The sequence below is a fragment of the Allorhizobium undicola ORS 992 = ATCC 700741 genome, from assembly GCF_000621665.1.
Lineage (GTDB): Bacteria > Pseudomonadota > Alphaproteobacteria > Rhizobiales > Rhizobiaceae > Allorhizobium > Allorhizobium undicola.
The window spans coordinates 157,312-175,219 of record NZ_JHXQ01000003.1 but is presented as its reverse complement, the minus strand read 5'-3'; the positions used below and the strand labels follow the sequence as shown (position 1 = coordinate 175,219).

Genomic DNA, 17,908 nt, shown 5'->3' with positions numbered 1-17,908 from the left:
AAACTATCAGGAAAAAAAGGCAAGCCCGACATGGCATCGAGCCCCCCTTGCGGCGCCACAATTGCGTGCTTATCTCTGCCGCACAGGAAGCTGCCGATAGCGATCAGGCCGAGCCCGCGTATTTCCCCACGGTTGGGATTGCGCCATCCGCGCGTCCCACCCGTTACTCGCTACAGCGCCATGCGTTTTATCAAACGCACAAAGGACGCTGTAACGCTTTACATCTGCTGCATGATTTTCACCTTAGATCGATTCCGATTTAAGGAATTATGCAGGAGAGCATTTCGAAAAGAAAATCTTAGAGCGCCGATCTCATTCAATCAGATCGAAAAGCGCTCCAAAGCCAGGGAGCAGGCCGCATGAACGATGGCGTCAACAGATTTTTGGGCGACTCGATCGGCCGCACGATCATCAAGTTGATTGTCGTTTCGGTGATTGTCGGCTTCATCATGACGATTTTCGGCATTTACCCGGTGGACATCGTCGAAGGTCTGCGGCATTTCGTTCTCGACATCTGGTACAAGGGCTTTTCTGCTCTTGGGCGCGTGGGGGATTATCTGCTTCTGGGCGCAAGTGTCGTCATTCCGCTTTTCATCGTCATCCGCCTGTTGAGTCTTCGCAAATAATGTCCGATCTCCTTGCTTCCACCCGGCGAAAAATACTGATCGTCGCCGGTCTCGGTGTCACCTCCATGCTGGCAAGCTGCCGCAGCACGCCGCCCTCCGCGCCGCAGCCCGGCAATATCGAGGATCAGACGGCAGCCTTCCTGCCGCTGGTCAACGCGCTTCGTGCCAGAAACGGCAAATCCGCGCTTGTCATGGATGGGCCCGCGACGAAGGCGGCCATGTTTCAGGCCAACCGCATGGCGCAGAACGAGAAGATGTCGCATCTGATCGGCTTCGGTGACAGTTTCGGCTCGCGTATGCTGGCATCCGATGTGCAGCTTCCCGCGGCTGAAAACATCGCCATGCGCCAGCAGAGCGTCGAGGCCGCTTTTCAGGCATGGGTCAACTCTCCCCATCATCTGGAAAACATGCTCGGCCCCTATCATGGCCTTGGCGTGGCCGTGGCCCGTCTTCCGGCCAGGGGCAATGTTCCCTATTGGGCCATGGTGCTTTCCGGCGCCCCGCATCCGGCCGCCCCCGCCCGCACCGGCGTTCTCGGCATCACCATCGGCTGACAGAAGCTGAAAGACCGAAAGCCGGTTTTCGATCCGGTGTGAGCGGGCATCATGCCCCGCATGGCGCTTCCGGGATAAAATGCATTGCGGCTTGATATTCACCGCATAAAATACCAATTGTCGGCCAAGCCATCATGGCGCGCCAAGGCGTGCCTTTTCCTTTCCTAAACGAGGCTGGCCGGGGCGTCATGCGCCGACCGTTCCAGCCTTTGGAGTTCATTATGACAGATGCACCAAGCCAGCTTGGCGAATTCGGCTTCGCAGGGGATGACCGGGTCGTTCCCTTTCAGGTGGATGGACTGGATGTGCGTGGCCGCGCCGTGCAGCTCGGCCCCTTGCTCAACAGCATTCTCAGCCGCCATGATTATCCGCCCGCGGTGGCACGGCTGCTGGCGGAAGCCATTTCGCTGACGGTGCTGATCGGCACCTCGCTGAAATTCGAAGGCAAGTTCATCGTGCAAACGAAGAGCGACGGTCCCGTCGATCTTCTGGTCTGCGACTTTACCACGCCGGAAAATGTGCGCGCCTATGCCCGCTTCGACGAAGAACGGTTGCAGGCGGCCCTTGCGGCGGGCAAATCCTCCCCGCCCGACCTGCTGGGCACCGGCGTTCTGGCCTTTACCATAGATCAAGGCTCCTTCATGCAGCCCTATCAGGGGATCGTGCCGCTGGATGGCTCGTCGCTGGAGGAAATCGCCGGCTTTTACTTCCGCCAGTCCGAGCAGATCCCCACCCGGATCCGCCTTGCGGTTGCGGAATTGTTCGATCGCGATGCGGATGGCAAGCCCCGCCATAGCTGGCGGGCGGGCGGCCTCGTGGCGCAGTTCCTGCCGGAAGCACCCGAACGGATGCGCCAGCCCGACCTCGATGGCGGTGACGGCAGCGAGGTGCAAAACAGTGAGCCGGAAGACGACAGCTGGTCCGAAGCCCGCATGTTGGTGGAAACCATCGATGGCGATGAACTGACCGATCCACAGGTCGGTATAGAACGGCTGCTGTTCCGCCTGTTTCACGAGCGCGGCGTGCGCGTTTACGATCCGCAGCCCATTCTGGACAAATGCAGTTGTTCTCGGGAGAAGATCAAAGGCGTTCTCCAGGGTTTCTCGGCGGAGGATATTGCCGATAGCGAAGAAAACGGCGTGATCTCCGTTTCCTGCGAATTCTGCTCCACCACCTATCGGTACGAAATATCCGAGGTAACGTCTCTGGCCTGATGCAGCGACGGAGAATTACAGATTGGCGCGCAGGCTGGACCACGGCCTGTCGCGCACCAGCTGCGCCATGACCTTGAGGTAATCAGCGGGCTTCGACACGATACGGTCGGCGGGAATCCCGCGAGAGATGATTTCCTGCACGGGCGAACCCGACACCACCCGATAGGGGATCCCGGATCGTTTCAACCGCTCCACCACCGGGCCGACATTGCCGTCAAGCACCTGAAAATCCAGGATAGCCGCGGTTATGCGGTTGGCCTCCAGACAGTGCAGCGCATCGCTCACCGTCTCCGTGGTGACGACATTGGCCCCGGCACGCGCCACGCTGTCGGCGGCGTCCATCGAAATAAAGGCATCGTCTTCGACGATCAGCACTGTTTCCGGCTCTGGCTTCATGGCGTCATCTCCTTGGTATCGGGCTAACGCCGCAGGCCGGACTTTGTTCAATACTGGACCAGAATGAGAATATTATGGTAAATGCATCGTTAATATACCAAAATTCTTTCGGCTATGCGATACAATGATACTGTCACTTCCGGCCTGAATGGAACATTTCAAGCAAAAGTCTAAATTTTTCCCTTGCGAAGCTCTGGCATGATCAGGGTGCAGGCATCGTGTCGCGCATTTCGGCAGGTATGAAAAGACGCGCCATGGCCAGGGCGATTTCACGCTCGCCAAGCACCACATTATCGGCGCCCAATTCGGTCAGATGCTCCACCTCGGCATCGGAATGCGCACGGGCGATAATCCGCAGGCCGGGATTGAGCCGTCTTGCCTGCGCCGCAATCTGCCCAGCCTCGAACGCATTGGGAATGGCGATGAAAAGGGCTGCCGCCTGGCCGATGCTGGCCCTTTCGAGCAGGCCGGGCGCGGCCCCATTGCCGGCCATATGGGCAATGGCGCCCGCCGCAAGCTCCTGAAGACGCCGCTCGTTATCCTCCACCACCAGCAAAGGACGATCTGCCTGCTGCACGTGGTCCGCCACGACGCGGCCGACGCGGCCATAACCGATGAGAACTGCATGGCCGCTCATGCCGACCGGCGGCGCATCATCCTCCTCATCCGCTCTTTTCTCGCTGGTCCCGACCTCGGCAGGCTCCGACATATCGCGCGGGAAGCGCCGTTCGAGCCAGGGCCGCAACCATTCCACGCCAAGGAAGATCAGCGGGTTCAGGATGATGGAAATGATCGCGCCGCCCAGGATGAGATGTCGCCCCTCTTGCGGCAACAGACCCTGCGCCACGCCCAGCTCCGCAAGGATGAAGGAGAACTCGCCGATCTGGGCGAGACTGGCGGAAATAATCAGCGCCGTGGCAACGCTGCGGCGGAACAGGATGACGATAAGAAAGGCCGCCAGCGATTTGCCGATGACGATGATGCCCACCGTCGCCAGCATGGGCAGGGGATCACGCACCACGCTCATCGGGTCGAACAACATGCCCACCGAAACGAAGAACAGCACCGCAAAGGCATCGCGCAGCGGCAGGCTTTCTTCCGCGGCGCGATGGCTGAGTTCGCTTTCGGAAAGAATCATCCCGGCAAAGAAAGCACCCAGCGCCAGCGAAACGCCGAAGAGCTTGGCAGAGCCGAAGGCCACGCCAAGCGCAATCGCCAGAACGCCAAGGCGAAACAGCTCCCGCGAGCCGGTATGCGCCGTGTAATGCAGCAGCCAGGGTATGACCCTGCGCCCGACAATCAGCATGAAGCCGATGAAGGCCAGCACTTTTGCCAGCGTGACCGCAACGATGACCGTCAGACCGGGCTGGAGCCCAAGCAGGCTGGCGGCCCACACGGCAAGCGGATCGCCGCCCGCCTGCCCCGCACCCGTGCTTTCTCCTCCTGCCGAAAGCCCGGCAATGGCAGGGATGAGAACCAGGGCCAGCACCATGGCCAGATCCTCGACGATCAGCCAGCCAACGGCAACCCGGCCCTTTTCCGTCTCGACCAGCCGCCTTTCCTGCAATGCCTTCAGCAACACCACGGTGGACGCAACCGATAGCGCCAGCCCGAAGACCAGACCCGCGCCATGGCTCCAGCCAAAAAGCATGGCCAGCGCCCAGCCGAGAAATGTGGCAAAGCCAATCTGCACCAGCGCGCCCGGCACCGCGATCACCCGGACGCTGAGCAGATCCTTCAGCGAGAAATGCAACCCCACCCCGAACATCAGCAGGATCACACCGATTTCCGCCAGCTCCAGCGCCAGCGCCTGATCGGCAACATAGCCCGGCGTATAGGGGCCGACGACAATGCCCGCCAGAAGATAACCCACCAGCGGCGGCATTTTCAGCCGTTGCGCGAGGGTTCCAAAGATGAAGGCCAGCACGAAGCCCGCGACGAGAATGGTAATCAGTGGCGTCGCGTGCGGCATCGTCCCTCCTGCTGTAATATTTCGTGAAGATAGGAACCCGGACCCGGCCCAGCAAGTCTTGAGGGGAAAAAAGCGCAAGCCAGCCCCTCTTGGTCACATAAAACCGGTTCCCACTTTTCGGTCCGATGCTTATCTCAACAGGCTTTGAGCGCCATCGACATAAATCGCCGTGCCCGTGATGTGGCGCGCCGCTTGCGACAACAGAAAAACAATGGCCTCGGCCGCGTCGGCAGCCGCCCCCGCTTCACCCGGCGCAAGCGGAATTTCGCCTTCCGGCAGGATGACGGGAACCGCCGTTCTTTCGGCGTGACGAATGCTCGTATTATCCTCGATGCTGGTTTCGACCGCGCCGGGGCAGACGGCATTGATGCGGATTGCCTTGCGCCCGAGTTCGACGGCCAGCTGCTGCACCATGGCAAGTTGCGCAGCCTTCGTTGCGGCATAGGCCGTCGCGCCGGGCGAGGTGAAAGTGCGCGTGCCGTTTATTGAGGAAACAACGACAATGGCGCCGCCGCGGATCTTGAGATGCGGCACAACGTGGTGCAGCGTCAGATAGGTACCGCGCAGATTAATCCTGACGGTTTCGTCCCACTCATCCGGGCGAAGATCGTCTATCGGTGCCCAGGTGCCGTTGATACCGGCATTGACCACCACAAGATCGAGCCCTCCCCCTTCTTCCGAAAGTTTTGCCGTTGCTGCCTTCATGGCGTCATCGTCCGAAATGTCGGCAGGCAAAACCATGGCCTGCCCGCCCGCTTCGGCAATTTCCTGCGCCACCCTGCGCAGCTCTTCCTCCGTGCGGCCAAGCAGCCCGACAAGGGCGCCGGAGCGTGCCAGCATGATTGCACTTTCCCGGCCAATGCCCGATCCGGCCCCCGTGACGAGGGCGGTTAATCCTTCAAACATCCTGCAACACTCCCTGCTACCCGGCCAGTAACCGGCGACCGGCGCTGTTGTTCCGCCAGCTTCATCAGCATCATCGGAACAAAGGCGGCATCTGCACCCTTATCGGAAAAACCGGCAGATCGAGGGTCAGATGGATACGCAAGTCACGCAATTTTCCATGGTAGCAGGCGACTGGCAAAGGCTGGGCGCGCATTTCGACGGCGAGGGCGTGAATTTCGCGCTGTTTTCCGCCCATGCCACAAGGGTCGAACTTTGCCTTTACGATTCCAGCGGCAAGGTGGAAATCGCCCGGATGGACCTTCCGGAAAACACCCATGAAATCTGGCATGGCTATGTGCCCGGCCTGAAGCCGGGGATGCTTTACGGCTTTCGCGTTCATGGCCCCTTCGATCCGGAAAACGGCCATCGCTTCAACCATAACAAATTGCTGATCGACCCCTATGCCCGCGAACTGGTGGGCGACATTCAGTGGGACAGCGCCGTTTTCGGCTATAATTTCGACGATCCGGAAAAGGATCTTTCCTTCAACGACCGCGACAGCGCGCCCTTCATGCCCAAGGCCCGCATTATCGACCCTTTTGCCGCCGATTGGGGCGATGACCGGCTGCCCGGCATTTCATGGGCCGATACGATTGTCTATGAAACCCATGTGAAGGGGTTTACCCAGCTCAATCCGGCCATTCCGCAGGAATTGCGTGGAACCTTCGAAGGGCTAGGCCACACGGCGGCAGTGGACTATATCAAGAGCCTCGGCATCACCTCGGTGGAGCTTTTGCCCATTCACGCCTTTCCCGATGATAGCCTGCTGCTGGACAAGGGCCTGAAAAACTTCTGGGGTTATAACAGCATCGGCTTTTTTGCCCCGGCCAGCCGCTATTACGGGCCGCAGGGCCTGCAAGGCGTGCGCAATATGGTGCGGGCTTTCCACGATGCGGGCATCGAAGTCATTCTGGACGTGGTTTACAACCATACGGCGGAAGGCAACGAACAGGGCGCGACGCTTTCCTTCAAGGGTATCGACAATTTTTCCTATTACCGCACCCTTCCCGACAATCACCGCTATTACATCAATGATACCGGCACGGGAAACACCGTCAACACCTCCCATCCCCGCGTGCTGCAAATGGTGCTGGACAGCCTGCGATACTGGCGCGAAGACATGCATGTCGATGGCTTCCGCTTCGATCTCGGCACCATTCTGGGCCGCGAGCCGGAGGGCTTCGACCAGCGCGGCGGCTTCTTCGATGCCGTCACGCAGGATCCGGTTCTGTCGCGCACCAAGCTTATCGGCGAGCCATGGGATATTGGCCCCGGCGGCTATCAGGTCGGTGGCTTCCCTCCCGGCTGGGCGGAATGGAACGACAAATACCGTGACAGCGTGCGCGACTACTGGCTGAACGGCGATAACACGGCGCCGGATTTCGCCGCCCGCCTTCTCGGCTCCGGCGATATTTACGACCAGCGGGGCCGCCGCCCATGGGCAAGTGTCAATTTCCTCACCGCCCATGACGGTTTCACTTTGAACGACCTCGTTTCCTATGACGGCAAGCATAACGAGGCCAATGGCGAGGATAACAACGACGGTCACAACGACAATCGCAGCCATAATTACGGCGCCGAGGGCGTGACCGAAGACGAGGGCATTATTGCCATCCGCGAGAGGCAGAAGCGCAATTTCCTGGCAACGCTGTTTTTCTCGCATGGAACGCCCATGCTGCTGGCAGGCGACGAATTCGGTCGCTCCCAGCTTGGCAATAATAACGGCTATTGCCAGGACAGCGAAATCAGCTGGGTGCATTGGGAAAACCTCCCAGACAGCGCCGAGGGTCTGCGCAACTTCACCCGCGAGGTCATCGCCCTGCGCAAGCAACAGCCGCTCTTGCGACGCGAAAGCTGGCGTGATGGCATGATGATCGACTGGTATAACGTCAATGGCGGCTTACAGATGCCGGAGCATTGGGAAAATCACAACTCCATCATCGTTCGCCTGCAACGCGATGACCTGCGTGACCGGGAAGGCGTGTGGTCCGACATCATGATGCTGTTCAACCCTGTGGACAGCGATATTGCCTTCACCATCCCCTCCGACAGCGGCGGTGATCGCGTGCTGGAACTACTGACCGCAGAACCGGACCGTAAGGGAGAAGCCGTGCGGGAAGGCCAGACGCTGACGCTTCAGGCCCGCAGCCTCGCGGTATTGCGCAGCGTTTAGCGCATTGTCCCGAGAAAAGTAGAAACCGGTTTTACGTCCGAAATGCGGGAAACAAAAAACGGACTGCCGGGCAGAAAACAAGACGCAGCCTCAATTGCTGAGCCTGCGTCTTTTAAACTTCATATAAAATGTCAGTGCAGGCTGCGGCGCACTATGCCCAGATCGACCGAAACCTTCGCAACACCTGGCACGGAAAGCGCGACATCGACGGCGCGATCCACCTCTTCCTCGGAATTGACCGTGCCGGTCAGGCAAAGCTCCTCGCCCAGTGAAGTGACGTTTATGGCAGACGCATCGAGCCCTTCGGAAACGGCAAGCTTTGCCGCCACGGTTTCTTCGAGCTGCTCCATGGGCGGATTTTCCTTGGTCACTTGCGGCGCTTCGCCGTGATTTCTGGCGGGTTTGAACACCATGACACTCTCCTTCAATTGACCTTGAAATGCTTCCGATAAGCATGGATTTACCGGAGTGACTGAGAGGGAACGTCAAAATGAGCATTTGGTTTCCACCGGGCGGGCAGAAAGGGTTTGGCTCCCCCCTTCCACCGCCCGCTGCCGAACCTCATGCCTGAAGGATATTGGCGCTCGAATGCCATTTCCAGGCGGTGCGGATAATGTCTTCCAGCGTATATTGCGGGCTCCAGCCCAGAACCTCGCGGGCCTTGTCGTTATTGGCAACCAGCGTATGGCTGTCGCCTTCGCGCCTGCCCACGAATTCAACCGGAAATGGCTTGCGGGAAACCGTTTCGATGGCAGACAGCAATTCCTTGACGGTCGTGCCGGTTCCGGTGCCCAGATTGAGCGCAACGGTTTCTCCGCCCTTCAGCAGATACTCGACGGCACGCACATGTGCATCGGCAAGATCGAGAACGTGGATATAATCGCGAACGCAGGTTCCGTCCCGCGTTTCGTAATCGCTGCCGAACACCTTGAAGCCCTGGCGGCGGCCAAGCGCAGCCTCCAAAGCCAGCGGAATGGCATGGGTTTCAGGCGTATGCCATTCGCCGATCCGGCATTCAGGATCGGCACCGGCAGCATTGAAATAGCGCAGAATGACCGAGCGGAAGCCCGTATAGGCATCGTAATCCTTCAACGCCTGCTCAACCACCCATTTGGTGCGGCCATAGGGATTGATCGGCGCCTGACGGTGGCCTTCATCCAGCGGCAGGCTTTCCGGCAGGCCATAGGTTGCGCAGGTGGAGGAAAAGACGAAAGCCTTGATGCCCGCAGCCTGCGCCGCAGCCAGAAGCGTGAGCGAGCCGATAACATTGTTTTCGTAGAATGCCACCGGATCCTTGACCGATTCACCCACCTCGATCAGTGCCGCAAAATGCAGGATGGCAGCGGGCTTGTAACGGGCCAGAACCGCATCCAGACGGGCGCGATCGCGAATATCGCCTTCTTCGAGCGGGCCCCATTTGACGAACTCCCCATGTCCGTTCGAAAGGTTGTCATAGACAATGGGCAGAAAACCCCGGCGCGACAATTCCAGGCAGGTATGCGAGCCGATATAACCGGCGCCGCCGACGACGAGGACAGGCGTTTCACTCATTCTCTGACTTCCCTGTTGTTGCACTGCCGCGATACATAGCCCGCAATAAGGGCCCTGAAAACCGCTTTCGACGAAACATGCCTAAAATGGGAAGGTTGCGCAGCCAGTGCGGGAAGACATCACGATTGCACTTCTCTAATTGACGTTTACGTTAAAGTTATGCGAGGTTCCGTTGCAGGAAGAGTTTGCTGCTGTCATAATCGAAAGCATGTCGCTGTCGTAGACACGCCGAGCCCCCGCGCTGTTGCCAGCGGTGGACGGGCTATTTGAATGTCGAGCGGAATGCGCGGCATTTTTCGGCACGGTGACAGACGGGCGGAGGCCGGACTGGAGGAGGATGGCTTTCGCACCGGCAATGATAAGATCTGGGAGTGAGGAATGAATAGCATGTCAAAGCCTAGTGGCGGTGTGCCGGATCGCATCTGGCTTCAATCCTATCCGCGGTCGGTGCCTGCCGACCTGCCGCCCTTCAGGCACGAATCGCTGGGCGCACTTTTCGATGACAGCTGCCGCGTCTATGCCGGCCGTTCGGCCTTCACCAGCATGGGCCGCGCTCTCAGCTATGCGGAACTGGGAGAACAGGCCACCGCCATTGCCAGCTGGTTGCAGGGGGAAGGCTTTCGCAAGGGCGACCGTATCGCGGTCATGATGCCGAATATCCTGCAAAATCCTGTGGCCGTCTTCGGCATTCTCAAGGCCGGCATGACGGTGGTAAACGTCAACCCGCTCTACACGCCCCGCGAACTGGAGCACCAGTTGAAAGACAGCGGCGCCGTCGGCCTGTTCGTTCTGGAAAATTTCGCCCACACGGTAGAGCAGGCGATTGCCCGCACCGACGTGCGTCGTGTGGTGGTGGCAAGCCTTGGTGACATGCTGGGACTAAAGGGCCATCTCGTCAATTTCATCGTCCGCAAGGTCAAGAAACTTGTGCCGGCATGGTCGCTTGCGGGGCACAAGCGTTTCCGCCAGGTCCTCGCCCAGGGGGCACGGCGCGGTTTTACCCCTGTCGCCGTTCACCGCACCGACATTGCCTTCCTGCAATATACGGGCGGCACCACGGGCGTATCGAAGGGTGCCGTTCTGACCCACGCCAATCTGATCGCCAACAAGATGCAGATGGCCGTCTGGTTGAACTCCTCCTTCGACAATCGTCCGAAGCCGGAGATTCTGACCTTCATCTGCGCCCTGCCGCTTTACCACATTTTCGCACTCACCGCGAACGCATTGATGGGCATTGCCACGGGCGGCCATAATATCCTTATCGCCAATCCGCGCGATATTCCGGCTTTCGTCAAGGAGATGCAGAAATATCCGGTCAATGTCTTCATAGGGCTCAATACGCTGTTCAACGCCCTGCTCAATAACGAAGCCTTCCGCAGGCTCGACTTTTCGCAACTCAAGCTCACCTTCGGTGGCGGCATGTCGGTACAGCGACCCGTCGCGGAGCGCTGGCATCAGGTCACGGGCTGCCCCGTCACCGAGGGCTACGGGCTTTCGGAGACCTCGCCGGTCGCCACCGCAAACCGGATGGACGAACCCGAGTTTACCGGCTGCATCGGAATGCCCGTTTCCTCGACCCTTGTCGATATTCGCGACGAGGATGGCGCCAGCCTGCCGCTTGGCGAAGTCGGGGAAATCTGCATTCACGGCCCGCAGGTGATGGCGGGATACTGGAACCGGCCGGACGAGACGGCTCGTGTCATGACCCCGGACGGATTTTTCCGAACCGGCGACATGGGCTTCATGAACGACAAGGGCTATGTCAAGATCGTGGACCGGAAGAAGGACATGATCCTCGTCTCCGGCTTCAATGTCTATCCCAACGAGGTCGAGGAAGTTGCCGTCATGCATCCGGGCATTCTGGAAGCGGCGGCCATCGGCGTGCCCGATCCCCATTCCGGTGAGGCGGTCAAGCTCTTCGTGGTGCGCAAGGACGAAACCCTTACGGAAGAAGCCGTCAAGGCGCATTGCGCTGCCAATCTCACCAATTACAAGCGTCCGCGCCACATCGAGTTCCGCACGGAACTGCCCAAGTCCAATGTCGGCAAGATCCTGCGGAAAAATCTGCGCTGCTGATTTCAAACGATTGAATCGGAGCCGGTATTTTCGCTTTTTGTGAACTTGTTTGATCCGGCCTGAGCGATGACAGCGCCGTGCGTTTTATCGAACGCACAAAGGACGCTGTAACACTCTAAATCTGCTGCATAATTTTCACCTTAAATCGATTCCGATTTAAGGAATTATGCAGTAGTGTCTTGTCCCAATGACTTATACCCGGAGTCACATGAATGGCGCCGGGTGTTTTTTTCCGGCTATCACGCGCCCGTAATGGAGGCGCGCTATCCGGAAGCCCTCAAGGCCGGGCCCGCTACGGCACGACCGCGCCTTGGAATTTTGGAGAACAGACATGCAGGCCCTTGTTGAACAGCTGAAAACCGCCGTCGCCCGGACATCCGCGACGGATTTGCGCGCCGCCTTTGCCGCCGATGCGAAACGCTTCGAAAAATTTACCGCCCGTCTCGATGACCTGCTGATGGACTACTCCAAATGCGCGGTGAATGACGAGATCATGACCCTGCTGGAACAACTGGCGAGCGCTGGCGGCGTGGCTGAAAAGCGTGAAGCGATGTTCACCGGCCAGCCCATCAACTTTACCGAGGGCCGGGCGGTGCTGCACACGGCGCTGCGCAACCGCGCCAATACGCCCGTGGTGGTGGATGGCAGGAATGTCATGCCGGATGTGAACGGCGTTCTCCACGCGCTGGCAGGTTTTGCCGAGGGCGTGCGCGGCGGCACGATCAAGGGTGCAACCGGCAAGGCCTTTACCGATGTGGTGAATATCGGCATTGGCGGCTCCGACCTTGGTCCGGCCATGGCAACGCTGGCGCTGGCGCCCTTTCATGACGGACCGCGGCTGCATTTCGTTTCCAATGTCGATGGCGCGCATATTGCCGATACGCTGGCGCTGCTGGAACCGGAAACCACGCTGTTCATCGTCGCTTCCAAAACCTTTACCACCATTGAAACCATGACGAATGCGGCAACGGCGCGCAAATTCGTGGCCGATGCGCTTGGCGAGGCAGCGGTCGGCGACCATTTCGCTGCCGTTTCCACGGCCCTCGACAAGGTGGGCGCCTTCGGCATCGGCTCCGATCGCGTCTTCGGCTTCTGGGATTGGGTTGGCGGGCGTTATTCCATCTGGTCGGCCATTGGCCTGCCGCTGATGATTGCGGTTGGCGCCGATAATTTCGACCAGTTCCTGAGCGGCGCCCATGCCGTGGACAATCACTTCCGCACTGCCCCCTTCCGTCAGAACCTGCCGATGTTGCTGGGGCTGATCGGCTTTTACCACCGCAATGTGCTGGATTACCCCACCCGCGCCATTCTGCCTTACGACCAGCGCCTGTCGCGCTTTGCCGCCTATTTGCAGCAGCTCGACATGGAATCCAACGGCAAGGGTGTGCGCATCGACGGCAAGCCGGTTGAAGGTCAGTCCGGCCCCGTCGTCTGGGGTGAACCCGGCACAAATGGTCAACACGCCTTCTACCAGTTGATCCACCAGGGAACGAGCATCATCCCGGCGGAATTCATGGTGGCGGCCAATGGCTTCGAACCGGACCTCCGCCACCAGCATGAGCTTCTGATGGCCAATTGCCTTGCCCAATCGGCAGCATTGATGAAGGGCCGGACACTCGAAGAGGCAAAGGCTCAGCTTGCCAGGACCGGCATGGATGCGGAAAAAGCCGATCACATCGCTCCGCACCGCGTTTTCGAAGGCAATCGCCCGTCGATCACCTTCATCTACGAACAGTTGACACCTTATGCTCTCGGCCGCCTGATCGCACTTTACGAACACCGCGTCTTCGTGGAAGGCGTGTTGTTCGGCATCAACTCCTTCGACCAGTGGGGCGTGGAACTTGGCAAGGAACTGGCAACCGGCCTGCTGCCGGTGGTGCAGGGCAAGGCCGGAACGGACGGCCAGGACACCTCTACCGCCGGTCTTGTGGACGCGCTGCGCCGCGCCGGACACTGATGAGAACATTGTGCGGTGAACACAGGTTCACCGCACAATGCTCAAAGACCGATTTCAGCCGCAAAGGGCGGGTTTGCGCCCGCGCGCGAAACGGTGACGGCCGCAGCCTTCGCACCAAGCGCAAGGGCGCTAGCAATCGCCGCCTCGGAAAGATGCGCCACCTGCTGCTTGGTGAGGAGATTTTGCATTTTCAGCGAGGCGAGAACGCCAGCATCAAAAGTATCCCCTGCCCCGACTGTGTCCACCACCGTCACCTTCTCGCTTGGCACTTCTACCTTGTGGGCAGCGCTATAGGCGACCGCCCCGTCTGCGCCACGGGTGACGATAACCAGTTTGGCGCCATGATGCAGCCAGTGGCGGGCCAGCGTTTCCTCGTCGCCTTCAAGGCCGAACCACGCCAGATCCTCATCCGAAAACTTGATGATGTCAGACATGGCCGCCATCCGGCGGATACGGGCCAGATGGGCCGCCTTGTCCTTGATGAAGCCGGGACGAATATTGGGATCGAGCGAAATCACCCGCCGCTCATGCTCGCGCCGCATCAGCGCTTCGTAGGTAGAGCCGCAAGGTTCGGGGATCAGGCTGATCGCACCGAAATGCAGCGCCTCGCAATCATCGCCGATGGCGGGAAGGTCGGCCTCCCCAATCATCCGGCCAGCGGTATTCTCGTCATAAAAGGCGTAGGAAGCATGGCCATCGACCAGTTTGACAAAGGCAATGGTGGTTGGCCGGGACAGTGTGGCGCAATAGCTGAAATCCACATGGCTCTTGCGCAAGGTCTCGCGCAGAATATCGCCCATCATGTCATCGGAAAGCCCGGTGAAGAAGGCCGACGGCACGCCGAGACGGCCAAGCGCAATGGCCGTGTTGAACACCGCCCCCCCTGCATAGGGTGCAAAACCGGCCTCCCCCAACGTGGTTTCACGCGGCAACATGTCGATCAGCGCCTCGCCACAACACAGGATCATTTCGATCTCCTCATTTTTCGACCGCAGCACGGCAAAGCAGGCCCGCCACGATCGCTCATACGCTTCAATCGATTTAAACCATTTGCCGCGCAATTGCCAGCGAACCGACCAAGCTTGATGCGGCCCGATGATTACAGGACGCCTACCCCGCCATTGCGGCTGGACCATGCCAGCGGCGCATCGAGGAAGGCTTCCACTTCGCTCAGCGTTTTCTCATCGAAGAGTTTCCGGTCGCGGGCAACCGCCAGCACATTGCGCCATGTGGCGATGTAATGCAGCGTCACGCCGCCCTGTTCGAAGCGCTGATGTGCTTCCTGGAAAATACCATAGAAAAACAGGGCGATACCGTGATCCACCACACCGCCTGCGGCACGAACCGCATCAATGAACTTGAACATGCTGCCGCCTGCCGTGGTCAGATCTTCGATGACCAGAACGCGGGCGCCTTCTGGCATATGCCCTTCGATCTGCGCGTTGCGGCCATGGCCCTTGGGCTGCTTGCGCACATAAATCATCGGCAGGCCGAGACGATCGGCCAGCAGCGCGGCAAATGGAATGCCCGCCGTCTCACCGCCTGCAATGCAGTCGAACTGTTCGAAACCGGCATTGGTCATCAGCGTGGCCACGGCAAAATCCATCACGGCGCTGCGCACGCGCGGATAGGAAAGCAGCTTGCGGCAATCGATATAGACCGGGCTGCGCATTCCGGAGGAAAGCTTGTAGGGCTCAGCGGCATTGAAATGCACGGCCTTGATTTCCCACAGCATTTTCGCCAACAACTCGGCCATGACGGCAGGATCGGTAAAGGACATGGCGGACATTGGGCGCTCCTTTTCTTGATAAATGCCTGGAGCGGTTCATTGTCTTACGGAAAAAATGAACCGCTCTGGCTGTTTGTTTCTACGCATTTTCGGAGGGAAAACCGGAATTTGCGCGACGCTCTGCTTTTTGTAGTCGCATCGGAATTTGCCGGAAACCGGCTCCCAATTTTGGGGTCCGTTGCTCCGGTATTACGCTATTGAACGTCCCAGTGCAGCGGGAACATCGGATCGAACACGGTGACTGGCCCCGCCCCGGTATCGATCTTTTCCGGGAAGCTTACCGGCTGCTCGCGCTTCACCAGCGTGATCCTGTCCTCGTTGGGCTTCAGACCGTACCAGGCGGGACCATTGAGGGAGGCAAAGGCTTCGAGCTTGTCCAGCGCATTCTCCTCCTCAAAGACATGGGCAAGGCAGCTCATCGTATTGATCGATGTGTAGATGCCCGCGCAGCCGCAGGCACATTCCTTCAACGGATCGACATGCGGCGCGGAATCGGTCCCGAGGAAGAAGCGGCTATCGCCGGAAACAGCCGCCGCACGCAGCGCCAGCCGGTGGCTTTCCCGCTTGGCAACCGGCAGGCAGTAATAATGCGGCTTGATGCCACCCACGAGAATGGCATTGCGGTTGATGATCAGGTGATGGGTCGTGAGAGAGGCGGCCAGATTGCCATTTGCCGAACGCACGTAATCAATGCCATCGCTGGTGGTGACATGCTCCATGGTGATTTTCAGCTCCGGCAGGCGGCGGCGCAGAGGCTCCAGCACGGTCTCGATGAAGACGGCCTCACGGTCGAAAATATCCACTTCCGGCGTCGTCACTTCGCCATGCACACACAGGTTGAGGCCGATTTCGGCCATGCGCTCCAGCACCGGCATGGCCTTGTCCATGTCGCGCACGCCGCCATGGGAATTGGTGGTGGCGCCAGCGGGATAAAGCTTCACGGCGTGGATCAGCCCGCTTTCCTTGCCGCGCGCCACATCGTCCGGTTGCGTATGCTCGGTCAGATAAAGCGTCATCAGCGGTTCGAAGCTGTGACCTTGCGGCAGGGCATCGAGAATGCGGCTGCGATAGGCCTCGGCATCGGCGGTCGTCACCACCGGCGGCACGAGATTGGGCATGATGATGGCGCGGGCGAAGTGGCGGCTGGTGTCGCCGATCACGCCACGCAGCATCAGGCCATCGCGCAGATGCAGGTGCCAGTCATCGGGGCGGCGAATGGTGAGTGAGCGCATGGGGCCTCCGGCTTTTCAGAGATACAGCCGGCAGCAGCAGAAGGCTGGAGGACGGCATGTGGCAAACATGACGACCATGAAGGCAGGCAAAACCCCTTGGCTGCACCTGCATCCGGTCCTGCCGTCGATAGCATGTTCGCGCCCACAGGCAAGAGCAAATTCAATACGTCAACGGGCGGGCAAGACCGGCAAACGGCGGCGGCAACATCCCGCCCTGTTCAACTGGCGGCTTTCATATCGTCAAGCGCTGTCGGTGCCGCACGGCGGACCGCCTCTTCGGCCTGTTCGCGCCGGTCATTTTCCATGATGTCGCGAATCGTCGGCAAGGCGCGTTCGAAGGCGGCCACACAGGCGGGGTCGAACTGGCTGCCGGAACGACTGAGAATATGCTCGACCGTGCGGTCATAGGACCAGGCGGCCTTATAGGGGCGTTCGGTGGTCAGCGCATCGAAATTATCGGCAAGACAGACGATGCGGCCCGGCAGTGGAATGGCCTCGCCCGCCAGCCGGTTTGGATAGCCCTGTCCATCCCAGCGCTCGTGGTGGCTGACGGCGATTTCCGAAGCAAGCTGCAAAAGCGATGAATGCGAGCGGGCGAGAATGTCGCCGCCGATCTGCGCATGGGCCTGCATGTCGCGATATTCGGATTCCGTGAGCTTGCCCTGTTTCAGCAGCACCGTATCGGGCATTGCCACCTTGCCAATGTCATGCATGGGCGCTGCCAGCTTGAGATCGCGGCAATATTGCTCCGGCAGACCAAGCTCGCGGGCGATCGCCTCGGTATAGGCCGCCACGCGCAGGGTGTGGCGGGCGGTTTCCGGATCCTTGTAACCGGCGGCAAGCGTCAGACGCTCGATGATTTCCTGCTCGCGCTGGCGAAGCTCCGCCACCGCACGCTCTACCTCGCGCCGCAACCATTCCGCCTGATCGGCAAGCTGACGGCGGGCCTCCGCAAGGCTGACGATGTTCTGGATGCGGGCCTGGAACTCCACCGGATTGACCGGCTTGGTCAGGAAATCGATGGCGCCCGCATTCAGTGCCGCCATGCGGGTGGTCATATCCTTGTCGGCGGTGATGAACACCACCGGCACATTGGCATATTTCTCGAAACGCACGATTTCCGTATAAAGCTCGACACCATTATAGACCGGCATCTGGTAATCGATGATCGCCACGTCGAAATCGAGGTCCGGCAGGGCCGAAAGCACCTCATCGGGGGTATTGAAGGCCACGGCTTCACACCGGCCAATTTTCTTGACCAGCCGGGTCAGCAGCTTGAGATTGGTATTATTGTCATCGACAACAAGAATTCTCATCAATGTCTCCGTGGCATCTTGGTGCATTCTTGCTGCACAATTCCTTGAACCGGACCGATTAACGGTAAAATTACGCAGCATATTTTAAAGTTACATCGTTTTTTGTG

Annotated in this window: 15 protein-coding genes; 6 read left to right on the top strand and 9 right to left on the bottom strand. The window is 59.4% G+C overall.

Annotation, left to right across the window (positions count from 1 at the left end; translation table 11 throughout):
• Nucleotides 1-359 precede the first annotated feature (359 nt).
• The 3 genes from T424_RS0104835 (at nucleotide 360) to T424_RS0104825 (ending at nucleotide 2,394) form a co-directional block, all read left to right on the top strand.
• Nucleotides 360-626: a DUF6460 domain-containing protein gene (locus T424_RS0104835; protein ID WP_027486715.1), complete on the top strand. Its 267-nt coding sequence runs from the start codon at nucleotides 360-362 to the stop codon at nucleotides 624-626.
• Entirely contained in the window at nucleotides 626-1,180 is a 555-nt protein-coding gene (locus T424_RS0104830) for a CAP domain-containing protein (RefSeq protein WP_027486714.1), read from the top strand. The genes T424_RS0104835 and T424_RS0104830 overlap by 1 nt, the downstream gene beginning before the upstream one ends.
• Nucleotides 1,181-1,401: 221 nt before the next feature.
• The gene (locus T424_RS0104825; RefSeq protein ID WP_027486713.1) at nucleotides 1,402-2,394 is read left to right on the top strand and encodes an Hsp33 family molecular chaperone; all 993 of its coding nucleotides are present in this window, start codon (nucleotides 1,402-1,404) and stop codon (nucleotides 2,392-2,394) included.
• 15 nt (nucleotides 2,395-2,409) lie between these two features.
• Here T424_RS0104825 and T424_RS0104820 read toward each other — a convergent pair whose 3' ends face one another.
• From T424_RS0104820 to T424_RS0104810, 3 genes are all read right to left on the bottom strand, one after another.
• On the bottom strand, nucleotides 2,410-2,790 hold the full coding sequence (locus tag T424_RS0104820; protein WP_027486712.1) for a response regulator: 381 nt from the start codon (nucleotides 2,788-2,790) through the stop codon (nucleotides 2,410-2,412).
• A gap of 202 nt (nucleotides 2,791-2,992) precedes the next feature.
• Complete coding sequence (ybaL, locus tag T424_RS20235) at nucleotides 2,993-4,762, bottom strand: YbaL family putative K(+) efflux transporter (RefSeq protein ID WP_051558793.1); 1,770 nt, start codon at nucleotides 4,760-4,762, stop codon at nucleotides 2,993-2,995.
• 129 nt (nucleotides 4,763-4,891) lie between these two features.
• Nucleotides 4,892-5,668: an SDR family oxidoreductase gene (locus tag T424_RS0104810; protein ID WP_027486711.1), complete on the bottom strand. Its 777-nt coding sequence runs from the start codon at nucleotides 5,666-5,668 to the stop codon at nucleotides 4,892-4,894.
• Between the two features lie 130 nt (nucleotides 5,669-5,798).
• Here T424_RS0104810 and glgX point away from each other — a divergent pair, with 130 nt between their 5' ends.
• Complete coding sequence (gene glgX / locus T424_RS0104805) at nucleotides 5,799-7,880, top strand: glycogen debranching protein GlgX (protein ID WP_027486710.1); 2,082 nt, start codon at nucleotides 5,799-5,801, stop codon at nucleotides 7,878-7,880.
• A 131-nt stretch (nucleotides 7,881-8,011) separates the two neighbouring features.
• Here the strand turns inward: glgX and T424_RS20230 are convergent, their stop codons facing one another.
• Entirely contained in the window at nucleotides 8,012-8,293 is a 282-nt protein-coding gene (locus T424_RS20230) for a BON domain-containing protein (RefSeq protein WP_037066652.1), read from the bottom strand.
• Between the two features lie 148 nt (nucleotides 8,294-8,441).
• Complete coding sequence (galE, locus tag T424_RS0104795) at nucleotides 8,442-9,431, bottom strand: UDP-glucose 4-epimerase GalE (protein WP_027486709.1); 990 nt, start codon at nucleotides 9,429-9,431, stop codon at nucleotides 8,442-8,444.
• Between the two features lie 378 nt (nucleotides 9,432-9,809).
• On the opposite strand from galE, the gene T424_RS0104785 reads away from it, so the two are divergent.
• A complete protein-coding gene (locus T424_RS0104785) occupies nucleotides 9,810-11,507 on the top strand; it encodes a long-chain-fatty-acid--CoA ligase (RefSeq protein ID WP_027486708.1) in 1,698 nt (565 codons plus the stop codon).
• Between the two features lie 331 nt (nucleotides 11,508-11,838).
• Entirely contained in the window at nucleotides 11,839-13,464 is a 1,626-nt protein-coding gene (pgi, locus tag T424_RS0104780; protein WP_027486707.1) for a glucose-6-phosphate isomerase, read from the top strand.
• 41 nt (nucleotides 13,465-13,505) lie between these two features.
• Here the strand turns inward: pgi and T424_RS0104775 are convergent, their stop codons facing one another.
• From T424_RS0104775 to T424_RS20225, 4 genes are all read right to left on the bottom strand, one after another.
• A complete protein-coding gene (locus T424_RS0104775; protein ID WP_027486706.1) occupies nucleotides 13,506-14,432 on the bottom strand; it encodes a carbohydrate kinase family protein in 927 nt (308 codons plus the stop codon).
• A 131-nt stretch (nucleotides 14,433-14,563) separates the two neighbouring features.
• Complete coding sequence (locus T424_RS0104770; RefSeq protein ID WP_027486705.1) at nucleotides 14,564-15,253, bottom strand: orotate phosphoribosyltransferase; 690 nt, start codon at nucleotides 15,251-15,253, stop codon at nucleotides 14,564-14,566.
• A gap of 194 nt (nucleotides 15,254-15,447) precedes the next feature.
• Nucleotides 15,448-16,485 (bottom strand): dihydroorotase, encoded by a 1,038-nt coding sequence (gene pyrC, locus T424_RS0104765; protein WP_027486704.1) that lies wholly within the window; start codon nucleotides 16,483-16,485, stop codon nucleotides 15,448-15,450.
• A gap of 218 nt (nucleotides 16,486-16,703) precedes the next feature.
• Nucleotides 16,704-17,801, bottom strand: coding sequence for a response regulator (locus T424_RS20225; protein ID WP_037066649.1), 1,098 nt, complete (start codon nucleotides 17,799-17,801; stop codon nucleotides 16,704-16,706).
• Between the last annotated feature and the right edge of the window lie 107 nt (nucleotides 17,802-17,908).

What these genes read in the sequence shown, in the direction of transcription:
- T424_RS20230 (WP_037066652.1), bottom strand. Translation starts at nt 8,293, where the DNA reads ATGGTGTTCAAACCCGCCAGAAATCACGGCGAAGCGCCGCAAGTGACC.
- T424_RS0104825 (WP_027486713.1), top strand. Translation starts at nt 1,402, where the DNA reads ATGACAGATGCACCAAGCCAGCTTGGCGAATTCGGCTTCGCAGGGGAT.
- T424_RS0104835 (WP_027486715.1), top strand. Translation starts at nt 360, where the DNA reads ATGAACGATGGCGTCAACAGATTTTTGGGCGACTCGATCGGCCGCACG.
- T424_RS0104830 (WP_027486714.1), top strand. Translation starts at nt 626, where the DNA reads ATGTCCGATCTCCTTGCTTCCACCCGGCGAAAAATACTGATCGTCGCC.
- T424_RS0104785 (WP_027486708.1), top strand. Translation starts at nt 9,810, where the DNA reads ATGAATAGCATGTCAAAGCCTAGTGGCGGTGTGCCGGATCGCATCTGG.
- glgX (WP_027486710.1), top strand. Translation starts at nt 5,799, where the DNA reads ATGGATACGCAAGTCACGCAATTTTCCATGGTAGCAGGCGACTGGCAA.
- T424_RS20225 (WP_037066649.1), bottom strand. Translation starts at nt 17,801, where the DNA reads ATGAGAATTCTTGTTGTCGATGACAATAATACCAATCTCAAGCTGCTG.
- galE (WP_027486709.1), bottom strand. Translation starts at nt 9,431, where the DNA reads ATGAGTGAAACGCCTGTCCTCGTCGTCGGCGGCGCCGGTTATATCGGC.
- T424_RS0104820 (WP_027486712.1), bottom strand. Translation starts at nt 2,790, where the DNA reads ATGAAGCCAGAGCCGGAAACAGTGCTGATCGTCGAAGACGATGCCTTT.
- pgi (WP_027486707.1), top strand. Translation starts at nt 11,839, where the DNA reads ATGCAGGCCCTTGTTGAACAGCTGAAAACCGCCGTCGCCCGGACATCC.
- ybaL (WP_051558793.1), bottom strand. Translation starts at nt 4,762, where the DNA reads ATGCCGCACGCGACGCCACTGATTACCATTCTCGTCGCGGGCTTCGTG.
- pyrC (WP_027486704.1), bottom strand. Translation starts at nt 16,485, where the DNA reads ATGCGCTCACTCACCATTCGCCGCCCCGATGACTGGCACCTGCATCTG.
- T424_RS0104770 (WP_027486705.1), bottom strand. Translation starts at nt 15,253, where the DNA reads ATGTCCGCCATGTCCTTTACCGATCCTGCCGTCATGGCCGAGTTGTTG.
- T424_RS0104810 (WP_027486711.1), bottom strand. Translation starts at nt 5,668, where the DNA reads ATGTTTGAAGGATTAACCGCCCTCGTCACGGGGGCCGGATCGGGCATT.
- T424_RS0104775 (WP_027486706.1), bottom strand. Translation starts at nt 14,432, where the DNA reads ATGATCCTGTGTTGTGGCGAGGCGCTGATCGACATGTTGCCGCGTGAA.